Annotated in this window: 30 protein-coding genes and 1 tRNA gene; 27 read left to right on the plus strand and 4 right to left on the minus strand. The window is 68.5% G+C overall.

Annotated elements, in window-relative coordinates; translation table 11 throughout:
* The first annotated feature begins 121 nt into the window (after positions 1-121).
* The 8 genes from PARN5_RS0114245 to PARN5_RS0114280 all read left to right on the plus strand — a co-directional run bounded on the left by PARN5_RS0114245 (position 122) and on the right by PARN5_RS0114280 (position 6,016).
* Positions 122-715 carry a riboflavin synthase gene (locus PARN5_RS0114245; RefSeq protein ID WP_018000449.1) on the plus strand — a complete coding sequence of 198 codons (594 nt, stop codon included), beginning with the start codon at positions 122-124 and terminating at the stop codon, positions 713-715.
* The gene (locus PARN5_RS0114250) at positions 715-1,281 is read left to right on the plus strand and encodes a hypothetical protein (protein ID WP_018000450.1); all 567 of its coding nucleotides are present in this window, start codon (positions 715-717) and stop codon (positions 1,279-1,281) included. The genes PARN5_RS0114245 and PARN5_RS0114250 overlap by 1 nt, the downstream gene beginning before the upstream one ends.
* Positions 1,271-2,389: a 3,4-dihydroxy-2-butanone-4-phosphate synthase gene (gene ribB, locus PARN5_RS0114255; protein ID WP_018000451.1), complete on the plus strand. Its 1,119-nt coding sequence runs from the start codon at positions 1,271-1,273 to the stop codon at positions 2,387-2,389. The genes PARN5_RS0114250 and ribB overlap by 11 nt, the downstream gene beginning before the upstream one ends.
* Before the next feature lie 4 nt (positions 2,390-2,393).
* On the plus strand, positions 2,394-2,945 hold the full coding sequence (locus PARN5_RS0114260; protein ID WP_018000452.1) for a 6,7-dimethyl-8-ribityllumazine synthase: 552 nt from the start codon (positions 2,394-2,396) through the stop codon (positions 2,943-2,945).
* Positions 2,946-2,947: 2 nt separating this feature from the next.
* Positions 2,948-3,448, plus strand: a complete 501-nt coding sequence (gene nusB, locus PARN5_RS0114265; protein ID WP_018000453.1) for a transcription antitermination factor NusB — start codon at positions 2,948-2,950, stop codon at positions 3,446-3,448.
* Positions 3,449-3,551: 103 nt separating this feature from the next.
* Positions 3,552-3,857 (plus strand): hypothetical protein, encoded by a 306-nt coding sequence (locus PARN5_RS0114270; RefSeq protein WP_018000454.1) that lies wholly within the window; start codon positions 3,552-3,554, stop codon positions 3,855-3,857.
* Positions 3,858-4,277: 420 nt separating this feature from the next.
* Positions 4,278-5,210, plus strand: coding sequence for a DUF481 domain-containing protein (locus PARN5_RS0114275; protein ID WP_018000455.1), 933 nt, complete (start codon positions 4,278-4,280; stop codon positions 5,208-5,210).
* Between the two features lie 326 nt (positions 5,211-5,536).
* Positions 5,537-6,016, plus strand: a complete 480-nt coding sequence (locus PARN5_RS0114280) for an MmcB family DNA repair protein (protein ID WP_018000456.1) — start codon at positions 5,537-5,539, stop codon at positions 6,014-6,016.
* Here PARN5_RS0114280 and PARN5_RS0114285 read toward each other — a convergent pair.
* Entirely contained in the window at positions 5,997-6,233 is a 237-nt protein-coding gene (locus tag PARN5_RS0114285; protein WP_018000457.1) for a DUF6324 family protein, read from the minus strand. The two genes, PARN5_RS0114280 and PARN5_RS0114285, sit on opposite strands and share 20 nt — an antisense overlap.
* A 113-nt stretch (positions 6,234-6,346) precedes the next feature.
* On the opposite strand from PARN5_RS0114285, the gene PARN5_RS0114290 reads away from it, so the two are divergent.
* Positions 6,347-6,423, plus strand: a tRNA-His gene (locus PARN5_RS0114290).
* Between the two features lie 33 nt (positions 6,424-6,456).
* The gene (dusA, locus tag PARN5_RS0114295) at positions 6,457-7,467 is read left to right on the plus strand and encodes a tRNA dihydrouridine(20/20a) synthase DusA (RefSeq protein ID WP_018000458.1); all 1,011 of its coding nucleotides are present in this window, start codon (positions 6,457-6,459) and stop codon (positions 7,465-7,467) included.
* Here the strand turns inward: dusA and mazG are convergent.
* Complete coding sequence (gene mazG, locus PARN5_RS0114300) at positions 7,464-8,306, minus strand: nucleoside triphosphate pyrophosphohydrolase (protein ID WP_018000459.1); 843 nt, start codon at positions 8,304-8,306, stop codon at positions 7,464-7,466. The two genes, dusA and mazG, sit on opposite strands and share 4 nt — an antisense overlap.
* A 349-nt stretch (positions 8,307-8,655) precedes the next feature.
* On the opposite strand from mazG, the gene yajC reads away from it, so the two are divergent.
* From yajC to PARN5_RS0114355, 11 genes are all read left to right on the plus strand, one after another.
* The gene (gene yajC / locus PARN5_RS0114305; RefSeq protein WP_018000460.1) at positions 8,656-8,988 is read left to right on the plus strand and encodes a preprotein translocase subunit YajC; all 333 of its coding nucleotides are present in this window, start codon (positions 8,656-8,658) and stop codon (positions 8,986-8,988) included.
* A gap of 17 nt (positions 8,989-9,005) precedes the next feature.
* Complete coding sequence (gene secD, locus PARN5_RS0114310; protein WP_018000461.1) at positions 9,006-10,670, plus strand: protein translocase subunit SecD; 1,665 nt, start codon at positions 9,006-9,008, stop codon at positions 10,668-10,670.
* Between the two features lie 12 nt (positions 10,671-10,682).
* Entirely contained in the window at positions 10,683-11,678 is a 996-nt protein-coding gene (secF, locus tag PARN5_RS0114315; RefSeq protein ID WP_018000462.1) for a protein translocase subunit SecF, read from the plus strand.
* Complete coding sequence (locus PARN5_RS0114320; protein ID WP_018000463.1) at positions 11,678-12,034, plus strand: Mth938-like domain-containing protein; 357 nt, start codon at positions 11,678-11,680, stop codon at positions 12,032-12,034. The genes secF and PARN5_RS0114320 overlap by 1 nt, the downstream gene beginning before the upstream one ends.
* Positions 12,031-12,663, plus strand: coding sequence for a heme ABC exporter ATP-binding protein CcmA (gene ccmA, locus PARN5_RS0114325; protein WP_018000464.1), 633 nt, complete (start codon positions 12,031-12,033; stop codon positions 12,661-12,663). The genes PARN5_RS0114320 and ccmA overlap by 4 nt, the downstream gene beginning before the upstream one ends.
* Entirely contained in the window at positions 12,660-13,316 is a 657-nt protein-coding gene (gene ccmB, locus PARN5_RS0114330) for a heme exporter protein CcmB (protein WP_018000465.1), read from the plus strand. Before ccmA ends, ccmB begins: the two co-directional genes overlap by 4 nt.
* A gap of 62 nt (positions 13,317-13,378) precedes the next feature.
* Complete coding sequence (locus PARN5_RS0114335) at positions 13,379-14,104, plus strand: heme ABC transporter permease (RefSeq protein ID WP_018000466.1); 726 nt, start codon at positions 13,379-13,381, stop codon at positions 14,102-14,104.
* Positions 14,101-14,244: a heme exporter protein CcmD gene (gene ccmD, locus PARN5_RS0114340; protein ID WP_018000467.1), complete on the plus strand. Its 144-nt coding sequence runs from the start codon at positions 14,101-14,103 to the stop codon at positions 14,242-14,244. Before PARN5_RS0114335 ends, ccmD begins: the two co-directional genes overlap by 4 nt.
* A 13-nt stretch (positions 14,245-14,257) precedes the next feature.
* Positions 14,258-14,776, plus strand: a complete 519-nt coding sequence (locus PARN5_RS0114345; RefSeq protein ID WP_018000468.1) for a DsbE family thiol:disulfide interchange protein — start codon at positions 14,258-14,260, stop codon at positions 14,774-14,776.
* A gap of 162 nt (positions 14,777-14,938) precedes the next feature.
* Positions 14,939-16,042: a histidinol-phosphate transaminase gene (gene hisC / locus PARN5_RS0114350; RefSeq protein ID WP_018000469.1), complete on the plus strand. Its 1,104-nt coding sequence runs from the start codon at positions 14,939-14,941 to the stop codon at positions 16,040-16,042.
* Positions 16,042-16,971, plus strand: a complete 930-nt coding sequence (locus PARN5_RS0114355; RefSeq protein WP_018000470.1) for a prephenate/arogenate dehydrogenase family protein — start codon at positions 16,042-16,044, stop codon at positions 16,969-16,971. Before hisC ends, PARN5_RS0114355 begins: the two co-directional genes overlap by 1 nt.
* Here the strand turns inward: PARN5_RS0114355 and PARN5_RS0114360 are convergent.
* The gene (locus tag PARN5_RS0114360; RefSeq protein ID WP_036744620.1) at positions 16,968-17,945 is read right to left on the minus strand and encodes a DUF2125 domain-containing protein; all 978 of its coding nucleotides are present in this window, start codon (positions 17,943-17,945) and stop codon (positions 16,968-16,970) included. The two genes, PARN5_RS0114355 and PARN5_RS0114360, sit on opposite strands and share 4 nt — an antisense overlap.
* 91 nt (positions 17,946-18,036) lie before the next feature.
* Between PARN5_RS0114360 and PARN5_RS0114365 the strand changes: the two genes are divergently transcribed.
* The 3 genes from PARN5_RS0114365 (at position 18,037) to PARN5_RS0114375 (ending at position 21,659) form a co-directional block, all read left to right on the plus strand.
* Positions 18,037-18,591 (plus strand): gamma-glutamylcyclotransferase, encoded by a 555-nt coding sequence (locus tag PARN5_RS0114365; protein WP_018000472.1) that lies wholly within the window; start codon positions 18,037-18,039, stop codon positions 18,589-18,591.
* Between the two features lie 82 nt (positions 18,592-18,673).
* Positions 18,674-20,299: a hypothetical protein gene (locus PARN5_RS25205; protein ID WP_018000473.1), complete on the plus strand. Its 1,626-nt coding sequence runs from the start codon at positions 18,674-18,676 to the stop codon at positions 20,297-20,299.
* Complete coding sequence (locus PARN5_RS0114375) at positions 20,289-21,659, plus strand: peptidoglycan -binding protein (RefSeq protein ID WP_018000474.1); 1,371 nt, start codon at positions 20,289-20,291, stop codon at positions 21,657-21,659. Before PARN5_RS25205 ends, PARN5_RS0114375 begins: the two co-directional genes overlap by 11 nt.
* Positions 21,660-21,685: 26 nt before the next feature.
* Here the strand turns inward: PARN5_RS0114375 and PARN5_RS0114380 are convergent, their stop codons facing one another.
* Complete coding sequence (locus PARN5_RS0114380; protein WP_018000475.1) at positions 21,686-22,240, minus strand: NYN domain-containing protein; 555 nt, start codon at positions 22,238-22,240, stop codon at positions 21,686-21,688.
* A 12-nt stretch (positions 22,241-22,252) separates the two neighbouring features.
* Between PARN5_RS0114380 and folK the strand changes: the two genes are divergently transcribed.
* The 3 genes from folK to PARN5_RS0114395 all read left to right on the plus strand — a co-directional run bounded on the left by folK (position 22,253) and on the right by PARN5_RS0114395 (position 25,411).
* The gene (gene folK, locus PARN5_RS22195; RefSeq protein ID WP_081614975.1) at positions 22,253-22,846 is read left to right on the plus strand and encodes a 2-amino-4-hydroxy-6-hydroxymethyldihydropteridine diphosphokinase; all 594 of its coding nucleotides are present in this window, start codon (positions 22,253-22,255) and stop codon (positions 22,844-22,846) included.
* 69 nt (positions 22,847-22,915) lie between these two features.
* The gene (gene rpoZ, locus PARN5_RS0114390; protein ID WP_018000477.1) at positions 22,916-23,272 is read left to right on the plus strand and encodes a DNA-directed RNA polymerase subunit omega; all 357 of its coding nucleotides are present in this window, start codon (positions 22,916-22,918) and stop codon (positions 23,270-23,272) included.
* Positions 23,273-23,293: 21 nt separating this feature from the next.
* On the plus strand, positions 23,294-25,411 hold the full coding sequence (locus PARN5_RS0114395; protein ID WP_018000478.1) for a bifunctional (p)ppGpp synthetase/guanosine-3',5'-bis(diphosphate) 3'-pyrophosphohydrolase: 2,118 nt from the start codon (positions 23,294-23,296) through the stop codon (positions 25,409-25,411).

Genomic DNA, 25,411 nt, shown 5'->3' on the forward strand with positions numbered 1-25,411 from the left:
CCGCTCTTGTCACGGGCTTTCCCGATTCTCGCTTAACGCCGGTTAACCGCTGTTGCGGCTTTGCTTGAAGATCGTGCGCCAAGGCTCTAGTTCTCGGGCAGCGGAAAACAAGGAGGCGCCGATGTTTACCGGCATCATCACCGATATCGGCGAAGTTTCGCGCGTCGAGATGCGCGGCGACATGCGGGCGCGGATCGCCTGCCATTACGCCATGGAGGGCGTCGATCTGGGCGCCTCGATCGCCTGCGACGGCGTCTGCCTGACCGTGGTCGAGAAGGGCCCCGACTGGTTCGACGTCGACATCTCGGCCGAGACGCTGTCCAGGACCAATATCGGCGCCAACGGCTGGGAGGCCGGCAAGCGGCTGAACCTGGAACGTGCGCTGCGGGTGGGCGACGAGCTGGGCGGGCACATCGTCTCGGGCCATGTCGATGGCGTCGCGGTCATCGAAGAGATGCATGACGAAGGCGACAGCACCCGCATCCGCTTTCGCGCCCCGGAGGCGCTGGCGCGCTTCATCGCCCCCAAGGGCTCGGTGGCGCTGAACGGCACCTCGCTGACGGTAAACGAGGTCGAGGGCACCGCCTTCGGCGTCAACCTGATCCCGCATACCCAAGCGGTGACCACCTGGGGCCGGGCGCAGGTCGGCGATGCGGTGAACCTCGAGATCGACACGCTGGCGCGCTATGTCGCGCGGCTGGCCGAGGCGGGCTGATGGCCGGCATCGGCCATAACCGCGGCCCGGGTCAGGCCAGCGGCTTTCGCACCCATTGCTGGAGCGTGGCCCGGCGCGAACTTCTGGGCGAGCGCCTGCCGGTCGAGGTGGTACGCATGCGGGTGCGGCGCGCGCGCGAACTGGGCCTCGATTACAAGACCTATGCCGGGGTGCGGGCGACGACCGGGCGGGATCTGGTGGCCTTTCTCTATTCCAGCAATGCGCTGGGGGTGTTCCGCCCCGGCCAGCCGGTCGGCACGCGCGAGCGCGCCCGCATCGCGGCCAGCGGCGCCGTGCCGCACCTGGGCTGCGGCCCGGGCCTTGTGCCCGAGGCGCTGCGGGTGCAGATCGGGGCGCATTCGGTGCAGGAACTGCCGCATTTCGGCGCCAGCTGGCCGGCGATGCGCGACAGGATGAAGACCTGGCTGCGGGCGCAGGGCCTGCCCGGGGATGCGGTGCTGATGATCGGCGAGACCGAGCATGAGCGTGAGATGATGGCGGCGGGCGGGCTGGCGGGCTTCGTCACCGGACAAGGGTTCTTTGCAGGAGTTGCGGATGCAGTATGACAAGCCGGGTGAGGTCGAGCGGGACTGGTCGGTGGCGATCTCGCCGACCGAGGAGATCATCAACGAGGCCCGCAACGGCCGCATGTTCATCCTGGTCGACCACGAGGACCGCGAGAACGAGGGCGACCTGGTGATCCCGGCGCAGATGGCGACGCCCGACGCGGTCAACTTCATGGCCACCCACGGCCGCGGGCTGATCTGCCTGTCCATGCCCGGTGCGCGCATCGACGCGCTGGGGCTGCCGCTGATGAGCTCCAAGAACTCCAGCCGGCACGAGACCGCCTTCACCATGTCCATCGAGGCGCGCGAGGGCGTGACCACCGGCATCTCGGCCCATGACCGCGCCCATACCATCGCGGTCGCCATCGACCCGACCAAGGGCGCGGCCGACATCGCCACGCCCGGCCATATCTTCCCGCTGCGCGCCCGCGAGGGCGGCGTGCTGGTCCGCGCCGGCCATACCGAGGCCGCGGTCGACATCTCGCGCCTGGCCGGGCTGAACCCGGCGGGCGTGATCTGCGAGATCATGAACGAGGACGGCACCATGGCCCGGCTGCCGGACCTGGTGGCATTCGCGCAGAAGCACGGGCTGAAGATCGGCACCATCAGCGACCTGATCGCCTATCGCCGCCGCTACGACAACCTCATCGCGGAACGCGGCCAGCGGGCGGTGAGCTCGCTCCATGGCGGCGACTGGATGATGCGCATCTTTGCCGACGAGACCTCGGGCGCCGAGCATATCGTGCTGACCAAGGGCGACCTGACCGCGCCCGGCCCGGTGCTGGTGCGCATGCATGTGCTGGACCCGCTGCACGACGTGCTGGGCATCGGCCGGGTCGAAGCGGGCACGCTGGGCGCCGCCATGTCGGCCATCGCCGGCGAGGGCAGGGGCGTCGTGGTGCTGTTCCGCGACCTCGAGCCGCGCCTGCCGCGCCAGGACGAGGTCAGCTCGCATGTGCTGCGCCAATACGGGCTCGGCGCGCAGATCCTGTCGGCGCTGGGGCTGTCGGAACTGGTGCTGTTGACGAATTCGGCGCCGGTCAAGGTCGTCGGGCTTGACGCCTACGGTCTTTCGATCCATTCCACGCGCTCGATTCCGAAAGAGTGACGCAATGGCCGCCAGCATCGAACATTACCAACTGCCGCTGCCCCGCCTGGACGGCGCGCGGCTGCTGATCGTGGTCGCGCCCTATTACCGGCAGATCGCCGAGGCGCTGATCGCCGGGGCGCGGCAGGTGGCGGCCGATGCTGGCGCCACGGTGGACCTGGTCGAGGTGCCGGGCGCGCTCGAGGTGCCGACCGCCATCGGCCTGGCCGCCGCGCGCGGGCTCTATGACGGCTATGTCGCACTGGGCTGCGTGATCCGGGGCGAGACGACGCATTACGACACGGTCTGCAACGACAGCTCGCGCGGCATCACGCTGCTGGGGCTGCAGGGCCATTGCATCGGCAACGGCATCCTGACCGTCGAGAATTACGAGCAAGCCGCGGTCCGCGCCGATCCGGCGACGCAGAACAAGGGCGGCGGTGCGGCGGCGGCGGCGCTGCATCTGATCGCGCTGAAACGCGGCTGGGACCGGCAATCGCCGCGTGGCGACACCCCCGGCGGCGCCCGCGACGTGATCCGCCTGGCCGGCGAGATCGACGGACCGAGGGGCGCCTGACCATGACCGACAAGAAAACCCCCGCCGACCGCAATGCCGAGCGCGCCAACCGCCAGGCGCGTGCCGCCGCCGCGCGACTTTATGCCGTGCAGGCGCTGTTCCAGATGGAGGCTGCCGGCACCTCCGCCGACCGCGTCCAGCGCGAATTCCTGAACTGGCGCATCGGCCGCGAGGGCGAGGACGACGACATCGTCTCGGCCGAGGCCGATGACGCGCTGTTTGCCCGCATCGTCGACGACGCCGTCGCCTGGCAGGCGAAGATCGACCAGATGACCGACCGCGCGCTGGTGGCGAAATGGCCGATCGACCGCATCGACCCGGTGCTGCGCTCGGTCTTCCGCGCCGCCGGGGCCGAGCTGGTGACGCCGAAGACGCCGCCCAAGGTGGTCATCACCGAATACGTCCGCCTGGCGCAGGCTTTCTTTGCCGAAGGGCGCGAGTCGAAATTCGTCAACGCCGTGCTCGACCACATGGCCCGCGAGGCGCGCCCGGACGCCTTCTGACGACCGCCCGCCAGGGACATTGTGACGCGCCGCGCATTTTCGGCTTCGGAAACGCCGGCCTTGGCGCTAGGATGGGCCGTCCAACCCCGCGCGGAGATACGGTATGCCCAGGCTGGTCCGGCTCTATATCCTCAGTATCGCCATCGGCTTCGTGCTGGCGCTCGCCTTTACCGGGCTGCTTCTGGCGCTGGACGTGGCATCGCTGCGTCACCTGGTCTTCGCCACGCGCGGCGGCTGGATCGCCGTGCTGATGCTGGTCGTCTTCCACACCATCCTGTTTTCCGGCGTGCAGTTCGGCATCCGCATCATGCTGATGGCGGGCGGCGACGGGCCGCATGGCGGCATGCAGCGGCCCCTGCGCAGCCGCATCCTGGTGCTGGTTCCATCCGCCGCGCCCGGCAAACGCTAGGCGCCCACACGCCGGGATGACATTTTTGCGCCAGGACTGTGGACCTGGCGCAACATTTCCCGCACCAGGGCAGCGTGAATTCGCTGCCTTTTTTTTGTGCAATCGACCGCGCAGACCACCATGTTACCGCCCGTTAACCTTTCGTGAGCGCGACGGTGTCCTCCTACCTTCTGAAACTCGTGGATAAACTTCGCTACAACCAAATGGCGATTTGGTTTCATCACGATTTCCTCTGGTCCAAATTCCGCCGATGCTCGGGTTCCCTGCGATTTTCACGTTTTTGGGAGATCGGTTCACGTTTCGGGTCCCTCTTTATCCACCGGGCGGCTGGTTCTACCTCTGATGCAGCAGAGATGCTCGTGGTGCCGGAAGGCCGGGGCCACGGACACGGAACACGGTTCGGGAAAAGGACTGATCACGATGAAAACCCTTGCCTACCTCGCCGGCGCCACCGCCCTGGCTGCCTCCTTCGCGGCTCCTGCCTTTGCGCAGTCGGAAACCTCGGCCGGGGCCAATGCCGTTGGCATCACCCAAGTCAACGAAGACATGCGCGATGTCGAGCGCGACGTCCGCGACGATTTCGCCCGTTCGGAAGACGCCTATCGCTTCGGCAATCCCGACCAGCGCCAAGGCACCTTCGGTTCGGTCGCGCTGAGCTATACCGGCTCGACCGGCAACAGCGAAAACCAGGACTTCAACCTGTCGGGCCGCCTGTCGCACAACCAGGGCCAGTTCTCGCAGTCGGTCGGTATCCTGCTGGAATACGGCGATAACAACGCCGGCAACAAGGACACCGAAAAGACCTATGTGATCTATGAAGGCATGTATAACTTCAACGATCGCTTCTATGGCTTCGCCCTGGGCCGCCTGGCCACCGACGCGCTGGCCGGCGACCCGATCAGCCTGTCCGACGGCGAGACCTTCGACTCGCTCGACGGCCGGCTGAAGCGTGACGCCTATTTCGGCGTCGGCCCCGGCTACCGGATCATCAACACCGACACCACCGCCTGGCGCGTGCAGGCCGCTGTCGGCGTGCGCTACACCAAGGCCGTAGTCGCGACCGAGGATCCGCTGGACCCGCTGGACGGCACCATCGACTACGACTCGGATACCGATGTCGGTTACCTGCTGTCGTCGCGGTTCTACCACCGCATCAACGACAACTTCTTCGTGACCAATGACACCGACTACCTGACCTCGGACGCGAACGACACGATCACGAACGAACTGGGTCTGAACTTCAAGATGACCGAAGCCTTCGCGACTCGCGTGTCCTACAAGACCGAATACGTCTCGGACCGCAACATCCGCACCGACAACACGCTGGGCGTGTCGCTGGTCTACGGCTTCTAAGTCTTTCCCTCTCTCTCGTGACAACAGGGGCGGCCTTCGGGCCGTCCCTTTTTCGTTTTCGAGGGGGGAAGAGCGGCGGGAACCGCAGCAACCGTGGCAGCGCTAGTTTCCCCGAAAGCCTGGATGTCCAGGTGGGAGCCGGATAACGGGACCAAGGCCCCGACAGAGCCAGCCCCCTCGGTGAAATTATAGGCCAGTGGAAAAAGAGGCCACACACGAGAAGAGCAGAAACCCGCCTGCGTCGAAAATAAGCCTCCGGGCGCCGCATCGCAAGGGCCGGCAGGGGTGGGCTTGCAAGATGTTGCCGTTTCGTTCATGGTTCGGCCATGTCACAGCAGCCCAGCGACGCCCCGACCGAGATCCTGCCCGCCAAACCCGGCCAGCGCCTGCAGCGCGGCGTGGCGCGGATGCTGACCGGGCTGGGCCATGCCGCGCTTTGCGAATTCGTGCCCGTGGGCGGGCTGCGGGTCGACGTGATCTCGATCTCGCCCAAGGGCGAGATCTGGGTGGTGGAATGCAAGAGCTGCCGGGCCGATTTCACCGGCGACCGCAAGTGGCAGGGCTATCTGGAGTTCTGCGACCGCTTCTTCTGGGCGGTGGACGCCGATTTCCCCGACGAATTGCTGCCGCAGGGCTCGGGGCTGATCCGCGCCGACAGCTGGGGGGCGGAGCTGCTGCGCATGGCGCCCGAATCGCGGCTGGCGGCGGCGCGGCGGACGCGGCTCTTGCGCGATATCGCCCGGGTCTCGGCCGGCCGGCTCTTGTCGCTGACCGACCCGATGGGGATCAGCGGCGCGGCTTTCTAGGCTTCTCGCCCTTGCCGGCGCCCGGCGAGGGTTGGCCCATGCTGCGCGCGGCCTCGGCGGCGGCCAGCAGTTCCTCGGCGATCTCCTCGGCTTCCTCGGGGTCGAAATCCAGCGGCAGGTCCACGCCCTCGGCCTCGACATAGATGCGGACCATGCCGCGGTCGGTGGGGCCGATCTGAAGATTCGCCGCGATTTCGCTTTCGCTGTTGATGCTCATGCTGCTCTCCTGCCGGCTGGCGCTTGGGTGCGGAATTTTTCCTTAGCGCGCCTGTCAAAAACCGGCAAGTCGGGCTTGCGCAGCCGGGTCGCTGGCGATAGATACGCGCCTGTGCCGCCTTAGCTCAGCTGGTTAGAGCGCTAGATTGTGGATCTAGAGGTCCCCCGTTCGAGCCGGGGAGGCGGTACCACCGAAAAATCACCCCGAAAGCAGCGCACATATCATGGTCCCGGTCCAGAAACATGGCATCGTGGAGGCGGCCCGGCTTTCCGTCGCCCCGATGATGGACTGGACCGACAGCCTGTGCCGGCGCGTTCACCGCCTGCTGTCGCGCCGCGCGCTGCTTTACACCGAGATGGTGACCGCCCCGGCGCTGGTCTTCGGCGACCGGGCGAAACTCCTGGATTTCGACGCGGCCGAGCATCCGCTGGCGCTGCAGCTTGGCGGCTCGGACCCGGGCCAACTGGCCGAGGCCGCGCGCATCGGCGCCGACTGGGGCTATGACGAGATCAACCTGAACGTCGGCTGCCCCAGCGACCGCGTGCAATCGGGCTGTTTCGGCGCCGTGCTGATGACCCGGCCCGAACTGGTCGCCGAATGCGCCGCGGCGATGATCGCCGCGAGCCCGGTCGAGGTGACGGTGAAATGCCGCATCGGCGTCGACGACCAGATCCCCGAGGAGGTGCTGCCGGCCTTCATCGCCCGCATGCGCGACGCCGGTGTGCGCCGGCTGACCATCCACGCCCGCAAGGCCTGGCTGCAGGGCCTGTCCCCGCGCGAGAACCGCGAGATTCCGCCGCTGGACTATGCGCTGGTGCAGCGCATGAAGCAGGCGTTTCCCGAACTGCACCTGTCGATCAACGGCGGCATTGCCAGCCTCGACACCGTGCGCGGGCAGCTTCGGGTCATGGACGGGGTGATGGTCGGCCGCGCCGCCTATCACCAGCCCTGGGACATGCTGGGGCAGGCCGACCGGCTTTGGGGCGAGACGCCGCCCTTCGCCGACCCGCTGGAAGCAGCCGCCGCGCTGCGCGAACTGGTCGAGGCGCATCTGGCCGCGGGCGGGCGGCTGCACCAGGTCACGCGGCACATGCTGGGCCTGTTTCACGGCCGGCCCGGCGCGCGCGGCTGGCGCCGGCAACTCTCGGAGGGCGCCTCGCGCGCCCGCAACCCGGCCGAGGCGCTGGCGGTCTATGACACTGCCTTGTCCGAGGTTGCCGCACCGGCCGCCTAGGCCCGCTCGGCGGCTTTCGCCCGATCCCAGAGCGCATCCATCTCGGCCAGGTCGCTGTCCTCGGGGCGGCGGCCCTCGGCGGCCAGCGCGGCCTCGACGGACTGGAAGCGGCGGGTGAACTTGGCATTGGCGCCGCGCAGCGCCTCCTCGGGGTCGATCTTCAGGTGCCGGGCCAGATTCGCCATCACGAACATCAGGTCGCCGAACTCCTCCGTCAAATGCGCGTGATCGGCGCTGTCCCGGGCCTCGACCAGTTCGCGCGTCTCCTCGGCAAGCTTCGCCAGCACATCCTCGGGACCGAGCCAGTCGAAACCGACGCGGGCGGCGCGGTTTTGCAATTTCACCGCGCGGGTCAGGCCGGGAAGCCCCAGCGCTACCCCGTCCAGCACGCCTTTTTCGGCCTTGGCGGCACGCTCCCTGGCCTTGATCGCCTCCCAGTCGCGGATCTGCTGCTCGGCGGATTTGTCGCGGGATTCGTCGCCGAAGATATGCGGATGGCGGTCGATCATCTTGGCGGTGACCTTGTCGACCACGTCGGCAAATGCGAACAGCCCCGCTTCCTCGGCCATGCGGGCGTGAAACACCACCTGCAAGAGCAGATCGCCCAGCTCGCCCGGCAATTCGTCCCAGGCTTCGCGGGCGATGGCATCGGCGACCTCATGCGCCTCTTCGATCGTATAGGGCGCGATCGAGGCGAAATCCTGCTCGATGTCCCAGGGGCAGCCGGTCTGTGGGTCGCGCAGCGCCGCCATGATGGCAAGCAGCCGGTCGATCCCGGTCCTGTCATTTGCCTCTTGCAGCAGGGCCGGATGGATCACCGGCGCCTTGTCCTCAGCCATTGTCGCCACCTCTCGCAGAACATCCTGTCCTGCCCTGCCACAGGCGCGGCCCCATGTCCACGCAAGCGGCGACCGCAAGCGTTGGCAGGGGGCTCTGCCCCCTCGTCGCTGGCGCTCCTCACCCCCGGGATATTTCCACAAGAAAGAAGCCGGATGAACGGCGCGATTTCTTTCTTGTCCAAATATCCTGGGAGAGCGCGGAACGCGCGGGGGCGAAGCCCCCCTTTCGCGCGAGGAATGGCGGCTTTGTCATGTCCCGCTTTCTTGCCATCCCGACAGGGCGCGGATAGGGTGCGCGCCAATTCCGCCGGGGGAGTGCCCGGAGAACTTCAGAACAGGGAAAGACTCGATGTTCGTGACCCCCGCATTCGCCCAGGCCGCCGGCGCCCCTTCAGCCGGTGCCAGCATCGCCTCTTTCGCGCCGCTGATCCTGATCTTCGTCATCATGTATTTCCTGATGATCCGCCCGCAGCAGAAGCGCATGAAGGAACATCGCGCCATGGTCGAGGCGCTGAAGAAGGGCGACGAGGTCGTGACCCAGGGCGGTCTGGTCGGCAAGGTCACCGCCGTGCGCGACAACGAGCTCGAGGTCGAGATCGCGCCGGGCGTCAAGGTCCGCGTCATCCGCTCGACCGTGACCGGGCTGGTGAACCGCACCCAGCCCGCCGCCGCCAACAGCTGAAGGCCGCAAGCACCGCCATGCTGGACATCCCCTTCTGGAAGCGTCTGCTGATCCTCGGCCTGGTCGCCGTCGGTCTGCTCTATGCCGCGCCGAACCTGTTCTACAACCGGGTCGAGCAGCATAACGACGCCATCGCCGCCGCCGAACGCAACGGGTTCGAAAGCCCCGAGGAGGCCCAGGCCCGGGCCGGCTGGCCGGGCATCCTGCCCTCGGGCCTGGTCAACCTCGGTCTCGACCTGCGCGGCGGTGCCCATCTCTTGGGCGAAGTGCATGTCCAGGACGTTTACAAGGCGCGCATGGACGGCATCTGGCCGGAACTGCGCGATGCGCTGGTGGCGCAGCGCGACACCGTCGGCGCCGTGCGCCGCGTGCAGGCCGAGGACGGCCAGCTTGCGGTCGAGATCGGCAATGCCGACCAGATGGCCAAGGCGGTCGAGATCGCGCGCGGCCTCGCCACCCCCGTCACCTCGCTGACCGGTGCCGGGCAGAGCGACATCGCGGTCTCGGCCCAGGGCAACCGGCTGATCGTGCAGTTGTCGGATGCCGAAAGGGCCGCGACCGACGACCGCACCGTGCAGCAGTCGCTGGAGATCATCCGGCGCCGCATCGACGAGGTCGGCACCCGCGAGCCGACCATCGCCCGCCAGGGCAAGGATCGTATCCTGATCCAGGTGCCCGGCATCGGCTCGGCCGAGGAGCTGAAGCAGCTGATCGGCACCACCGCCAAGCTGACCTTCAACCCGGTGGTCAGCCGCACCGCCGATGCCAATGCCCGGCCCGGGCCCGGCAATGTGCTGCTGCCCTCGATGGACGAGCCGGGGGTGTTCTACGTCATCGAGGACAGCCCCGTCGTCAGCGGCGAGGATCTGACCAACGCGCAGCCGAGCTTCGACCAGAACGGCCAGCCGGCGGTCGATTTCCGCTTCGGCCCCTCGGGCGCCAAGCGCTTCGGGGCCTATACCTCGGCCAATATCGGCCAGCCTTTCGCCATCGTGCTGGACAACCAGGTGATCTCGGCGCCGGTGATCCGGCAGGCGATCACCACCGGCTCGGGCCAGATCTCGGGCTCGATGGACGTGGACGCCTCGACCCGGCTGGCCGTGCTGCTGCGCGCGGGCGCCTTGCCGGCGAAGATGAGCTTCCTGGAAGAGCGCACCATCGGCCCGGAACTGGGCCAGGATTCGATCGACGCCGGCCGGCTCAGCTCGGTCATCGCGACGGCCGCGGTGGTGGCCTACATGATCGCGAGCTACGGGCTCTTCGGGGTCTTCGCCTCGGTCGCGGTCATCGTCAACGTCATCCTGATCCTGGCGGTCATGTCGATGATGGGCGCCACGCTGACGCTGCCCGGCATCGCCGGCATCGTGCTGACCGTCGGCACGGCCGTGGACGCCAATGTCATCATCTACGAGCGCATCCGCGAGGAATTGCGCGCCGGCAAGCGCATCGTGAAGGCCATCGACGACGGCTTCGGCGAGGCGATGTCGGCGATCATCGACGCGAACGTCACCTCGTTCATTGCGGCCATGGTGATGTTCTTCCTGGGCTCCGGCCCGGTCAAGGGCTTTGCCGTGACGCTGACCATCGGCCTGGTGACCTCGGTCTTTACCGCCATCTACCTGACGCGGCTGATGATCCTGTTCTGGTTGGAATGGCGCAAACCGAAGCAACTGGTTCTGTAAGGGGGCAGAAACATGGCATTCCGTCTGAAACTGGTCCCCGAAGTCACGAACTTCAACTTCTTCCGCTGGCAGTGGCTGACCTTCGGCATCTCGGCCGTGGCCATGGTGGCCTCGGTGGTCGTCGTGCTGGTCATGGGGCTGAACTTCGGCATCGACTTCAAGGGCGGCACCACCATCCGCACCGAAAGCAGCACCGCCTTCGAGGTCGGCGACTATCGCCAGGCGCTTGGCGGGCTCGACCTGGGCGAGATCGCCATCACCGAGGTCTTCGATCCGAGCTTCGGCACCGAGAAGCATGTCGCGATGATCCGCATCGGCACGACCGACGCCACCGGCTCGGTCACGCCCGAGCAGCTGAACCAGGTCGAGGCGGCGCTGAAGACCGTCGATCCGCAGGTCCGCTTTGCCGCGGTGGAATCGGTTGGGCCCAAGGTCTCGGGCGAGCTCATCAAGACGGCGTTCTATGCCGTGGGCGCGGCGACCCTGGCGATCATGGCCTATATCTGGCTGCGCTTCGAATGGCAGTTCGCGCTGGGGGCCGTGGTCTCGATCCTGCATGACGTGCTGCTGACGGTCGGCATCTTCTCGCTGTTCCAGCTGAAGTTCGACCTGACCACCATCGCGGCGCTGCTGACCACGCTGGGCTATTCGGTCAACGACACGGTCGTCGTCTTCGACCGGCTGCGCGAGAACCTGATCAAGTTCAAGTCCATGCCGCTGATCGACGTGATGAACCTGACCGTCAACGAGACGCTGTCGCGCACGGTGATGACGGCGATGACCACGGCGCTGGCGCTTGGCGCGATGATGATCTTCGGCGGCGACGTGATCCGCGGCTTCGTCTTCGCCATGCTCTGGGGCGTGTTCGTCGGCGCCTATTCCACGGTCTATGTCGCCAAGAACATCGTGCTGTGGCTGGGCGTCAAGCGCGACTGGACCAAGCCCGGCGCGAAGAAGGAACAGGCCCCGGGCGAGGACATTCCGGCCGCCTTCCGGGACGCGCCCTGATGGCGGTGATGACACCGACCGAATTCCTGGGGGCCGTGCCGGTGGACGGCTACGGCCCCGGCTTCTTCCGGGTCGGCGGCACGGTGCATCGCGGCGCCATCATCGTCACGCCCGAGGGCGTGCGGCCCTGGGGCGGGCTCGGGGACGCCGCGGCGCTGCTGGCGCTGGCCGGTTCGGTCGATGTGCTGTTCCTGGGCATGGGGGCCGAGATCGCCTTTCCGCCGCGGGCGCTGACCCAGGCGCTCGAGGCGGCGGGGGTGATGGCCGAGCCGATGAACTCGCCCTCGGCCGCGCGCAGCTACAACGTGACGCTGGCCGAGGGCCGGCGCGTCGCCTGCGCGCTGATCCCGCTATGAGCCTGATCGCCGTCCGCGCGTTTGCCGTGGCGCGGGGCGGGCTGCGCGCCGTCGAGAACCTGTCCTTTGCCGTCGAGGCGGGGCAGGTGCTGGTGCTGCGCGGCCCGAACGGCATCGGCAAGACCACGCTTCTGCGCACGCTGGCCGGGCTGCAACCGGCCGTGGCCGGCACGGTCGAGGCCGCGCCCGATGCCATGGCTTATGCCGGCCATGCCGACGGGCTGAAGCCGGCGCTGACCGTCTCCGAGAACCTGGCGTTCTGGGCCGAGGTCTTTGGCGGCCATGACATCGCCCCGGCGCTGGCGGCGATGAACCTGCGCGACCTGGCGGCGCGGCCGGCGCATGCGCTTTCGGCCGGGCAGAAGCGGCGGCTGGGGCTGGCGCGGCTGCTGGTCACCGGCCGGCCGGTCTGGCTGCTGGACGAGCCCACGGTGTCGCTGGACCGCGACTCGGTCGCGCTGTTCGCGGCCATGCTGCGCACCCATCTGGGGCAGGGCGGCGCGGCGCTGATCGCCACCCATATCGACCTGGGCCTGCCCGAGGCCGTGGCGCTGGACCTGACCCCGTTCCGCGCCGGGCCGGCGCAACGCGACGCCCGGCCCGCCGGCTTCAACGAGGCCTTCGCATGAAGGCGCTGCTGCTGCGCGACCTGCGTCTGGCGACCCGCGCCGGCGGCGGCTTCGGCCTGGCGCTGGCGTTCTTCCTGATCACCTGCACGCTGGTGCCCTTCGGCGTCGGCCCCGAGGGCGGCACGCTTGCGCGCATCGCGCCGGGCATCCTGTGGGTGGGCGCGCTGCTCTCGTGCCTCTTGTCGCTCGACCGCATCTTCGCGCTGGATTTCGAGGACGGCAGCCTCGATCTGCTCGCCACCGCGCCGCTGCCGCTGGAGGGCGCGGTCGCGGCCAAGGCCCTGGCGCATTGGCTGGTGACCGGCCTGCCGCTGGCCCTGGCGGCGCCGGTCTTCGCGCTGCTTCTGCACCTGCCCGGGCCGGCCTATCCCTGGCTGGTGGTCTCGCTGCTGATCGGCACGCCGGCGCTGTCGATGCTGGGGGCCTTCGGTGCGGCGGTGACGGTCGGGCTGCGCCGCGGCGGCCTGCTGATGTCGCTCCTGGTGCTGCCGCTTTACGTGCCGACGCTGATCTTCGGCGCCGAGGCGGTGCGGCGCGGCGCCGCAGGCGGCGATCCGCTGCCGGCGCTGATCTTCCTGGCCGCGATCACGCTCGGGGTGCTGGCGCTGGTGCCCTTTGCGGCCGCGGCGGCGCTGCGGGTCAATCTGCGGTGATCGGGCCCGGGTGCGACCTAAGCGCACTTGAGCGAGATCCGGGCACGGGCTAGGGAGGAGCCATGTCGATCTGGGAATATGCCAACCCCGTCAAGTTCATGCGCACCTCGGGCGCGATCCTGCCCTATGCGGTGGCAGGGGCGGCGCTTTGCACCGTCTCGGGGCTGGTCTGGGGCTTTCTGACGCCGCAGGACTACAAGCAGGGCGCCACGGTCAAGATCATCTTCCTGCATGTGCCGGCGGCGCTGATGGCGATCAACATCTGGCTTATGATGCTGGTCACCTCGCTGATCTGGCTGATCCGGCGCCACCACGTCAGCGCGCTGGCCGCCAAGGCGGCGGCGCCGGTCGGTGCGGTAATGACGCTGATCGCACTGATCACCGGGGCGATCTGGGGCCAGCCGATGTGGGGCACCTGGTGGGAATGGGATCCGCGGCTGACCTCGTTCCTGATCCTGTTCCTGTTCTACCTCGGCTATATCGCGCTTTGGGCCTCGGTCGAGAACCCGGACAGTGCCGCCGACCTGACCGGCGTCTTGTGCCTCGTCGGTTCGGTCTTCGCGCTTCTGTCGCGCTATGCGGTGAATTTCTGGAACCAGGGCCTGCATCAGGGCGCCTCGCTGTCGCTGGCGCCGGGCGAGCGGATGTCGGCGGTCTACAAATATCCGCTGTATCTGTCGATGCTGGGCTTTTTCCTGTTGTTCCTGGCGCTTTTGCTGGTCCGCACCCGGACCGAGATCCGCCGCCGCCGCTTGGCCGCGCTGCTGGCAAGGGAGATGCGCGCATGATCGAGCTTGGCAAATATGCCGCGACCGTGCTGGCCGCCTATGGCATCAGCCTGGCGCTGCTCGTGGGCGTGATCGTCCAGAGCGTGCTGGTCAATGCCCGCGCCCGCCGCGACTTGCAGGAGCACGAACGCCGTGGCTAAGGTCTCGCCCCTGATGGTGCTGCCGGTGGCGGTGTTCCTGGGTTTTGCCGGCCTGGCCGGCTGGGCGCTGATGCGGCCCGACCCCGAGGCGGTGCCCTCGGCCTTCGTCGGGCGCGAGGCGCCGGCGGTGGGGGACCAGACGCTGCCCGGCAAGGTGCAGCTGACCGATGCGATGCTGCGCCAGCCGGGCGTGAAGCTGGTGAATTTCTGGGCCAGCTGGTGCCCGCCCTGCCGGGCCGAGCATCCGACCCTGACCGAGCTTTCGAAGCGCCTGCCGGTCTACGGCGTCGATCTGAAGGACCCCGAGGCGGCGGCCTCGGGCTTCCTGTCCGAACATGGCGATCCCTTTCATGCCCTGGCGACCGATCCGCGCGGCCGGGTGGCGATCGACTGGGGCGTGACCGCGCCGCCCGAAACCTTCATCGTCGATGGCGCGGGCCGCATCCTTTATCGCCATGCCGGGCCCCTGGTGCGCGAGGATTACACGGCGCGCTTCCTGCCGGAGCTTGAAAAGGCCCTGGCGGGCCAGTGAGCAGCCTTGTCGGGGTATTTGGAAAACGGTGAAAACGCGCGCGGGGGTTTTCCGGGCGCGCCGTTGCATGGGTATTTGAGGAACGAAGAAGCCTGCCGGTGGTCGAGCCTTTCCAAGGCGGGCGCCGGGCGGTAAGAGGGCCGGGCTTGCAAGAGGCCCGTCATGTCGCAGAACCAGACCGTCATCGCTCCGCAACCCGGGATCATGGAGATCGCGCTCTACCAGGGCGGCGCCGCCAAGGTGGCCGGGGTCGAGAACGTGGTGAAGCTGTCCTCGAACGAGAACCCGTTCGGGCCGTCCGAAAAGGCGCGCGAGGCGGTGGTGCGGGCGGCGCATGCCCTGCATCGCTATCCGAACACCGACCATGCCAGCCTGCGCGCCGCCATCGGCGAGGTGCATGGGCTGGACCCCGAGCGCATCATCTGCGGCGTCGGTTCCGACGAGATCATCCATTTCCTGTGCCAGGCCTATGCCGGGCCGGGGACCGAGGTTCTGTTCACCGAGCACGGCTTCCTGATGTATCGCATCAGCGCCCTTGCCGCCGGGGCGACCCCGGTCGCCGTGCGCGAGCGTGATCGTGTCACCGACATCGACGCGCTGATCGCCGGGGCGAGCGAGCACACCCGCCTGGTGTTCCTGGCCAATCCGAACAACCCGACCGGCACCATGGTCGGCCTGCCCGAGATCGAGCGGCTGGCCCGCGCCCTGCCGCAGGCCATCGTCGTCGTGGATGCCGCCTATGCCGAATATGTCGAGGATTACGACGGCGGGGCGGAACTGGCGACCCGGCTGCCGAACGTGTTCATGACCCGGACCTTTTCCAAGATCTACGGCCTTGGCGGCCTGCGCATCGGCTGGGGTTACGGATCGCGCGAGATCATCGACGTGCTGAACCGCATCCGGGGGCCGTTCAACCTGTCCTCGGCCGCGCTCGATGCCGCCGAGGCTGCCGTGCGCGACCGCGAACATATCGCCCGCTGCCAGGCCGAGAACGCCCGCATGCGCGCCTGGCTGGCCGAGGCCCTGGCCGAGAAGGGCGTGCCCTCGGACACCTCCTGCGCCAATTTCATCCTGGCCCGGTTCGAGGACCAGGCCGTGGCCGAGGCCTGCGACGATTATCTGAAGGCCCAGGGGCTGATCGTGCGCCGGGTCGGCGGCTATGGCCTGCCGAACTGCCTGCGCATCACCGTGGGCGACGAGGCCTCGTGCCGGCGTGTCGCCCATGTCATCGGCCAGTTCATGGCCGAACGGGCGGAGCGGCGCTGATGGGTCGGATCTATGACCGCGTCGCCCTGATCGGGCTGGGGCTGATCGCCGGCTCGATGTCGCTGGCCATGCGCGAGGCCGGGCTGGCCGGCGAGATCGTCGGCTATGCCCGCAGCCCCGAGACCCGGGCCACCGCGCGCGAGATCGGGCTGGTGGACCGCGTGGTCGAGACCCCGGCCGAGGCCGCCGAGGGCGCCGATCTGATCGTACTGGCGGTGCCGGTCGGCGCCATGGGCGAGGTCGCGGCCGAGATCGCGCCCTTCCTCAAGCCCGGCGCGACGGTGACCGACGTGGGCTCGGTCAAGCGCGCCGTGGTCGAGGCGGTGGCGCCGCATATCCCCGCGGGCGTGCATTTCGTGCCCGGCCACCCGCTGGCCGGAACCGAGCATTCCGGGCCGCGCTCGGGCTTTGCCAGCCTGTTTCGCAACCGCTGGTGGTTGCTGACCCCGGTCGAGGGCAGCGACCCCGCGGCGGTGGCGCGGCTGGCCGGGCTGATCCGCGGCATGGGCGCCAATGTCGAGGAGATGGACGCGGCGCATCACGACCTGGTGCTGGCGGTGACCAGCCACACGCCGCACCTGATCGCCTATACCATGGTCGGCGTCGCCGATCACCTGAAGCGGGTGACGGAAAGCGAGGTCATCAAGTATTCCGCCGCCGGCTTTCGGGATTTCACCCGGATCGCGGCCTCGGACCCGACGATGTGGCGCGACGTGTTCCTGCAGAACAAGGATGCGGTGCTGGATATCCTCGGGCGCTTCACCGAGGAGCTGTTCGTCCTGCAGCGCGCCATCCGCATGGGAGACGGCGCGCATCTGCACGATTATTTCACCCGCACCCGGGCGATCCGGCGCGGCATCATCGAGGCCGGGCAGGATACCGCGGCGCCCGACTTCGGCCGCAGCCAGTCGCCCGCCAAGGACGCCTAGCGGCGCGGGAATACCGGCGCCGGGCCCAGCGTGACCGGCCCCAGGCTGACCTTGCCATCGGCCAGAATCAGCGGCAGGCGCAATTCGCCGCTGGCGGGGGCCGGGAAATCCGCGCCCTCGGGCAGCGGCAGTTCCGAGATGTTCTTCAGCATCGCGCCGGCCAGCATCACCACCTTTTGCGGGATCAGCCCGGCCGCCGCCGCCGCCTCCAGCATCGGCCGCGCATCGGGCGTATAGACCGCAAGCAGCCCCTGCGCCCGGCCCTGGGCATCGGCATGGACCTCGCCCAGGATGCGGGCGCCGAGCTTGCCCAGCCGCAATTCGGACCCGTCGAGCCGCAGCCCGGTCGGCAGCGGCATGGTCTCGGGCGTCAGCGTCTGCGGCGACGGCGGCCGGTCGAGCCACAGCCGGCCGGTCGCCTTAAGGCTCAGCTTGCCGGGCAGGGGCAGGGGGTTCGACAGTGCCTCGGGCGCAAGGTCGTGCAGCGACAGCGCAACGTCATAGCCGCCGTCGTCGGCCAGCCGGGCCCGGGCATCGAGACCCTGCGCCAGCGGTGCCCCCTCCAGCGTCAGCGGGCCGGAACGGGCGAAGACGCTGCGGAATTCGGCGCCGGCCAGGGGACGCACCCCAAGGCCGGCCTCGGCATCGGTCAGACCCAGCACCATCGCTCCGGCGCCGGCGTCCAGCACCGCTTGCGGCGGCAGGTCCAGCCGCAGCTCGGTCGGGTGCAGCGGACCGACCCAGGCCTGGGCCTGCGGCAGCGCCAGCCGGCCCGAGGGCGTCTCCAGCTCGACGGCGACGGCCGAAACGCCGATGCGTCCGGGCCGGCGCAGCTCGTGCAGGGTGCCGATCCCGACGCCCGGGGTCTCGGCGGCGAATCGGCGCAGTTCGCGCACCAGCAGCCCCTCGGCCCCCAGCCACAAGCCGCCCAGAGCCAAGGCAAGCACGGTCAGCCACAGAAGCAATCGGCGCATGGGTTTCCTCGTCTGGTCGAGCCGTCTTGGAACGGCGGCCATGCTGTCCTAAGTTTTTCGCAAGCGAAAGCAAAGCGGGATGGGGTCAGGAATGGGTGAGCGGCCAGAGCATTGGGTCTTTGCCTATGGCTCGCTGATGTGGGATCCCGGCTTTCCGGTGGCCGAGACGGTGCAGGCGCGGGTCGAGGGCTTTGCCCGCCGCTTCTGCCTGCGCTCGGTGGTCTATCGCGGCACGGTCGAGGCGCCGGGGCTGGTCCTGGGCCTCGACATCGACGCGCAGGCGCATTGCGTGGGGCTGGCGCTGCGGGTCGAGGATACCGACTGGCCGAACACGCTGGCCGGGCTGCGCGAGCGCGAGCTGACCACCGAGGCCTATGCCGAGCTGCAACTGCCGCTGCTTCTGGCCGACGGGCGCCGGGTCGAGGCCGTCGCCTATGTCATCCGCCGCGACCACGACCAGTATTGGGCGCATCTGGACATGGCCCAGCAGGCCGAGATCATCGCCCGCGCCCATGGCGGCCGCGGGCCGAACGCCGATTATCTGTTCAACACCGCCATGCACCTGGCCGAGATGGGCGTCGAGGATCTGGAGATGGACGAGCTGGCGCGCCGCGTCCGGCTGCTGGTGCGACCAAAGCCGGATTGACCGGCGGCGCCCCGCCGCATCGCTTGGCAGCGGGCGATCCGGCCACTACAGTCGCCCGCGAAGCAGGGAATGGAGTTGCCGCTTGTCCCCGTCCGATGCCGATGCGCCGCCGCAAGCCGCCGCCGAAGGCCGCAAGACCCGCGCTGCCCGCCTTGCGGCCACGCGCCGGGGCGAGCCGGGGCTGACCGGCCCGAGCCAGCCGCAATTCTCGCAACCCGTGCGCCAGATCGTGCTGATGCTGATCGCGCTAGCGCTGGTCGTGGCCGGGGCCTGGTTCGCCTATGGCCGCATCCTGCGCATCTTTTCCTCGAACGAGGCGCTGAACGGGCTGATCCTCGCCGTCTTCGTGATGGGGGTGCTGGGCTGCTTCTGGCAGGTGGCCGAACTGGTGAAGTCGGTCAGCTGGATCGAGCGATTCGCCGCCCGGCGCCGCAATGCCGCCGGTCGCGGCGTCAGCACGGCCGAGCCCGCCGATGCCGACCAGGCGCCGCGCCTGCTGGCGCCGCTTTCGGCGCTGCTGGGCCAGCGCGGGCCGGTCGGAGGCGTGATCTCGACCGAATCGTCGCGCTCGATCCTGGAGTCGGTGGCGACCCGGATCGACGAGGCGCGCGACATCACCCGCTACCTTGCCAACCTTTTGATTTTCCTGGGCCTTCTGGGCACCTTCTATGGCCTTGCGACCACGGTGCCGGCGGTGGTGGACACCATCCGGGCGCTGGCGCCCAAGGATGGCGAGACCGGCATCGAGGTCTTCAACAAGCTGATGACCGGGCTCGAATCGCAGCTGGGCGGCATGGCCACGGCCTTTTCCAGCTCGCTCCTGGGCCTGGCCGGCTCGCTGGTCGTCGGCCTGCTGGAGCTGTTCGTGACCCATGGCCAGAACCGCTTCTATCGCGAGCTGGAAGAATGGATGTCGGGCTTTACCCGCGTCGGCCTTGCCGGCGGCGAGGGGCACGGCCTGGGCGAGGCGGCGCTGGTCGATTTCGCCGAACGGGTCGAGGCGCAGCTGGCCGGCTTGCAGGAATTCTATGCGCAGCGCGACGAATTGCGCGACCAGGAGGCGGCGGCCGCCGACCAGCGCGCGCTGGCCCTGGCGCAGGGCGTCGAGCAGCTGGCGGGGCTTCTGGGCGAGGACCGCGACCGGCTGGGCGCGACGCTTACCGCCGAGCGCGAGGCGACGGCGCGGGCGCTGTCCGGGGTCGAGCAGGGGCTGGCGGGTCTTGCCGCCGCGCCGCGCCAGGATCCGGCAGTGCTGGCTGCACTGGACCGGCTGGCCGCGGGGCAGGAGCGTCTGCTGGCCGGCCAGCCCGCCTTTGACGCGCTGACGCAGGCGCTGGAGCGGCTGGCGGCGGGTCAGGACCGGCTGGCGGCGCTGGCCGAGTCGCCGGCCCGCGATCCGGCCCTGGCCGAGACGCTGACGCGCCTCGCCGCCCTGTCCGAGCACCCGGCGCCCGACAACGGCCTGCTGATCCGGGCGCTGGAACGGCTGGCCGAGGGGCAGGACCGCATCCTGGAGCAGGCGCCGGCGCGCGCGCCCTCGGGCGACGACCCCGAGGCGCGGATGCGGCTGCGCTCGATCGACGTGCAGCTGGGCCGGCTGGTCGAGGAAGCCGCCAGCGGCCGCGACGGGCTGATCTCGGAGCTGCGCGAGGACATGGCGGCGCTGACCCGCGCCATCCGCAACCTGGAGCGCGGCGATGGGGCTTAGCCGGGGCGGCGGCAATCGGTTCTCGGCCACGATCTGGCCGGGATTCGTCGATGCCATGACCGCGCTTCTGATGGTCATGATGTTCGTGCTGACCATCTTCCTCCTGGTGCAATCGGTGCTGCGCGACCAGATCACCACCCAGGACAGCGAGCTGGACCAGCTGGGCGCGCAGCTGGCGCAGTTGACGGCGGCGCTCTCGACCTCGCAAAGCCGGGCCCAGGGGCTGGACCGCGACCTGGGTGCCGCGCGCGGCCAGCTGGCCGAGGCGCAGGGCAGGATCGACGAACAGACCGAGGCGGCGCGATTGGCCGCCGCCCGGCGCGCGGCGTTGGAGGCGCTGGTTGCCGACCTGCGTCGCCGCAATGCCGATGCGGCGCAGGAACTGACCCGGACCCAGGCCGCCCGCAGCGCCGATGCCGAGGCGGCCAGGGCCTTGCAGGACAAGCTCGCGCAATCCGATGCCGAGCTGACCGCCATGACGATGGAACTGGAAGCCGCCCGCAAGCAGGCCGAAGAGACGCTGACCCTGCTCGCCGCCGCCGAGGCTGCGAAGAAGGATCTGGGCGACCAGGCGCAGGCCAGCGCGACCGAGGCCGAGAAGCAGGCCGCGCTGCTGGCCGTGGCGCAGCAGAAGCTCTCCGAGCAGCAGGCGCTTTCGACCGAGGACCAGCGCCGGCTGGCGTTGCTGAACCAGCAGGTCCTGCAGCTGAACGACCAGCTCGGCAGCCTGCGCGCCGTGTTGGATGCCGCCGGAGAGGAGCGCAAGGCCGCCGATCTGAAGGTCGAGGACCTGGGCCAGCGGCTGAACCTGGCGCTGCTGCGCGCCGCCGAAGAAGAGAAGAAGCGCCGCGCGCTGGAGGCGGAGGCCCGCAGCAAGGCCGAGGCCGAGGCCAAGGATCTGGCGCGCTACCGCTCGGAATTCTTCGGCCGGCTGTCGCAGATCCTGGAGGGCCGCGAGGGCGTGCGCGTCGTCGGCGACCGCTTCGCCTTTTCCTCGGAGGTGCTGTTCCCGGCGGGCGAGGCGACGCTCTCGCCCGAGGGCCGGGCGCAGATCGCCCGGGTCAGCGATCTTCTGAAGCAGATCTCGGCCGAGATCCCGCCCGAGATCGACTGGATCATCCGCGTCGACGGCCATACCGACAGCCAGCCCCTGTCGGGGCAGGGGCGCTATCGCGACAACCGCGAACTCAGCCAGGCGCGGGCGCTGGCCGTGGTGCGCTATATGGTGGACGATCTGGGCTTTCCGGCCGACCGGCTGCTGCCGGCGGGCTTTGCCGATACGCGGCCGGTGGCCCAGGGCGACACGCCCGAGGCCCGGGCCCAGAACCGCCGCATCGAACTGAAGCTGACCGAGCGCTAGGCGCGCCCGATCCCAGGTGTCCGGTCTCAGGCGTCCTGCGCCGGCGCGGCTTCGCGCGGCGGCCGGCCGATGATGTCGCGCAGCGCGTCCAGCTCGATGAAATTGTCGGCCTGGCGGCGCAGCTCGTCCGCGATCATCGGCGGCTGCGAACGCATGGTCGAGACCACCGAGACCCGCACGCCCTGGCGCTGCAACGCCTCGACCAGCGGGCGGAAGTCGCCGTCGCCGGAAAACAGCACCGCATGGTCCAGCCGCGGCGCCAGTTCCATGGCGTTGATGACCAGCTCCACGTCCATGTTGCCCTTGACCTTGCGACGGCCAAGCGCATCGGTGTATTCGCGGGCAGGCTTCGTCACCATGGAATAGCCGTTGTAATGCAGCCAGTCGACCAGCGGGCGGATCGGTGAATAATCCTCGTTTTCCAGCAGGGCCGTGTAGTAATAGGCGCGGATCAGCTTGCCGCGCCGCTCGAATTCCTGCCGCAGCAGCTTGTAGTCGATGTCGAAGCCCAGCGACTTCGCCGCGGCGTAAAGGTTCGACCCGTCGATGAACAACGCCAGCCGATCATCCTTGTAAAACACGATTCCCCCAAGATGTCCCGAAACCCAAACCAGAACGCGAAACTAGCCTTGGTGGCGCTGGGTGCAAACCTGCCTAGTTCGGCAGGTGTCCCGGCGGAAACAATCCGATTCGCGCTGGATAAGCTGCTGAAAATACCCCAGGTCCAGCCATGTGCAATCAGCCGTTTCTGGATCACCCCGGCTTTTCCGGCCGGTTCCGGTCCCGATTACGTGAACGGAGCGGTTTCCTTCGCCTGCGACCTGCCGCCGGCCCGGATTCTGGCGGTATTGCACGAAATTGAGGCAGAATTCGGCCGCACCCGCGGAGGCGCGCGCTGGCAGGCGCGCGGCCTGGACCTGGACCTGCTGGCGCTGGACGGGCTGGTGCTGCCCGATGCCGCGACCCAGGATCATTGGCGCGGCTTGCCGCCCGAGGAACAGCCGCGGCATGCGCCGCCTGAATTGATCCTGCCGCATCCGCGGATGCAGGACCGCGGCTTCGTGCTGGCGCCCCTGGCCGAGATCGCGCCGGACTGGCGCCATCCGCGCCTGGGGCTGACGGTGGCGCAGATGCTGGCGGCCTTGCCAGCGGGCGCGCTGGCGGGTATGAAGCCCCTGACCGCTTGACATTTCCGGGGTGCGACGCCATTTATCCGGCTTCGCCCTGCACCCCGATTCCAGCTGATAAGGTGACCGATGGCCCGCGTGACAGTCGAAGATTGCGTCGACAAGGTTCCGAACCGCTTTGACCTGGTGATGCTGGCCGCCCATCGTGCGCGTGAAATCGCCGCGGGCAGCCCGCTGACCGTCGACCGCGACAATGACAAGAATCCCGTGGTCTCGCTGCGCGAGATCGCCGACGAGACCCAGCCCGTCGATGAGCTGCGCGAGCGCATGATCGAATCCAGCCAGACCCAGATCGAGGTCGACGAGCCGGAAGAGGATGCGATGGCGCTGCTGCTGGGCGCCGAGATCGACCGCCCGAAACCCGCCGACGAAGAGTCGGAGGAGCGCATGCTGCGCATGATGCTGGACGCGCAAGGCAGGAACTGAGCATAAGGTCTTCGGCTGAACATGATCGACGTCGAAGACCTGATCGCGCTCATTCGCAACTACAACCCGCGCACCAATGCCGAGTTGATCCGCGACGCCTATGAATACGGGCGTCGCATGCACGAGGGCCAGTTCCGCCACTCGGGCGAGGCCTATTTCACCCATCCCGTCGCCGTCGCCGCCATCCTGACCGAGATGCGGCTGGACGATGCGACCATCGTCACCGCGCTTCTGCACGACACGATCGAGGACACGCGCTCGACCTGGGCCGAGGTGGCGCAGATGTTCGGCCGCGAGATCGCCGATCTGGTCGATGGCGTCACCAAGCTGACCAATTTGCAACTCAGCGGCGCGCACAGCAAGCAGGCCGAGAATTTCCGCAAGCTTTTCATGGCGATGTCGCGCGATCTTCGCGTGATCCTGGTCAAGCTGGCCGACCGGCTGCACAATATGCGCACCATCAAGTCCATGCGCCCCGACAAGCAGCAGCAGAAGGCGCGCGAGACCATGGACATCTTCGCGCCGCTGGCAGGCCGGATGGGCATGCAATGGATGCGCGAAGAGCTTGAGGACCTCGCCTTCAAGGTCATCAACCCCGAGGCGCGCAATTCGATCATCCGCCGCTTCGTCAGCCTGCAACGCGAATCCGGTGACGTGATCCCCAAGATCACCGCCGACATCCGTGCCGAGCTGGAACGCGAGGGCATCGAGGCCGATGTCTATGGCCGCGCCAAGCGCCCGTTCAGCATCTGGCGCAAGATGCAGGAAAAGCAGCTGTCCTTCTCGCGCCTGTCGGACATCTACGGCTTCCGCATCATCACCCGGACCGAGCCCGACTGCTATCGCACGCTGGGCGTGATCCACCATCGCTGGCGCGCGGTGCCGGGCCGGTTCAAGGACTATATCAGCCAGCCCAAGGCCAACGGCTATCGCTCGATCCACACCACGGTTTCGGGCCGCGACGGCAAGCGGGTCGAGGTGCAGATCCGCACCCGCCAGATGCACGAGGTCGCGGAATCGGGCGTGGCGGCGCATTGGGCCTATCGCGACGGCGCCCGCACCGAGAACCCCTTCGCCGTCGATCCGGGCGAATGGATCGCCAGCCTGACCGAGCGTTTCGGCGAAGAGGACCACGACGAATTCCTCGAGCATGTGAAGCTCGAGATGTATTCCGACCAGGTGTTCTGCTTCTCGCCCAAGGGCGACGTGATCCCGCTGCCGAAAGGGGCGACGCCGCTGGATTTCGCCTATGCGATCCATACCCGGCTGGGCTCGTCCTGCGTCGGCGCCAAGGTCGACGGCATCCGCGTGCCCTTGTGGACGCGGCTCAAGAACGGGCAATCGGTCGAGATCATCGCTGCCTCGGGCCAGCGCCCGCAGGCGACCTGGCTCGACATCGTCGTCACCGGCCGCGCCAAGGCCGCCATCCGCCGCAGCCTGCGGCAGGAGGACCGGACGCGCTTCATCCGCCTCGGCTCGGAACTGGTGCGGGTGGCCTTCGAGCATGTCGGCCGCAAGGTCAGCGACAAGGCGCTGCGCACCGCCGCGCGCACCATGGCGCTGCCCGATACCGACGAGCTGCTGGCCCGGATCGGCAGCGCCGAGATCTCGGCCCATGACGTGCTCTCGACGCTTTACCCCGAACTCGCCTCGGCCCGGAGCGAGATCGACGCCCGCCGCGCCGTCGCCGGGCTCGAGGCCGACCAGGAATTCACCCGTGCGCCCTGCTGCAACCCGCTGCCGGGCGAGCGCATCGTCGGCATCACCTATCGCGGCAAGGGCGTGGTGATCCATGCCATCGACTGCCCGGTGCTGGCCGAATTCGAGGACAGCCCGGAACGCTGGGTCGACCTGCATTGGCGCGAGGGCCAGCACCCGGCCGCCTATTCGACCATGCTGTCGCTGACCATCCGCCATGACGCCGGCGTGCTGGGCCGGATCTGCACGCTGATCGGCGCGCAGGGGGCGAATATCTCGGACCTGGAATTCATCGACCGCAAGCCGGATTTCTATCGCCTGCGGATCGAGGTCGAGCTGCGCGGCCGCGAGCATCTGCATGCGCTGCTGACCGCGCTCGAGGCGGAAAGCGACGTGGCCCAGGTCTCGCGCATCCGCGATCCCTCCGCGCATCTGGCCTGA

It is taken from the genome of Paracoccus sp. N5, from assembly GCF_000371965.1.
Classification (GTDB): domain Bacteria; phylum Pseudomonadota; class Alphaproteobacteria; order Rhodobacterales; family Rhodobacteraceae; genus Paracoccus.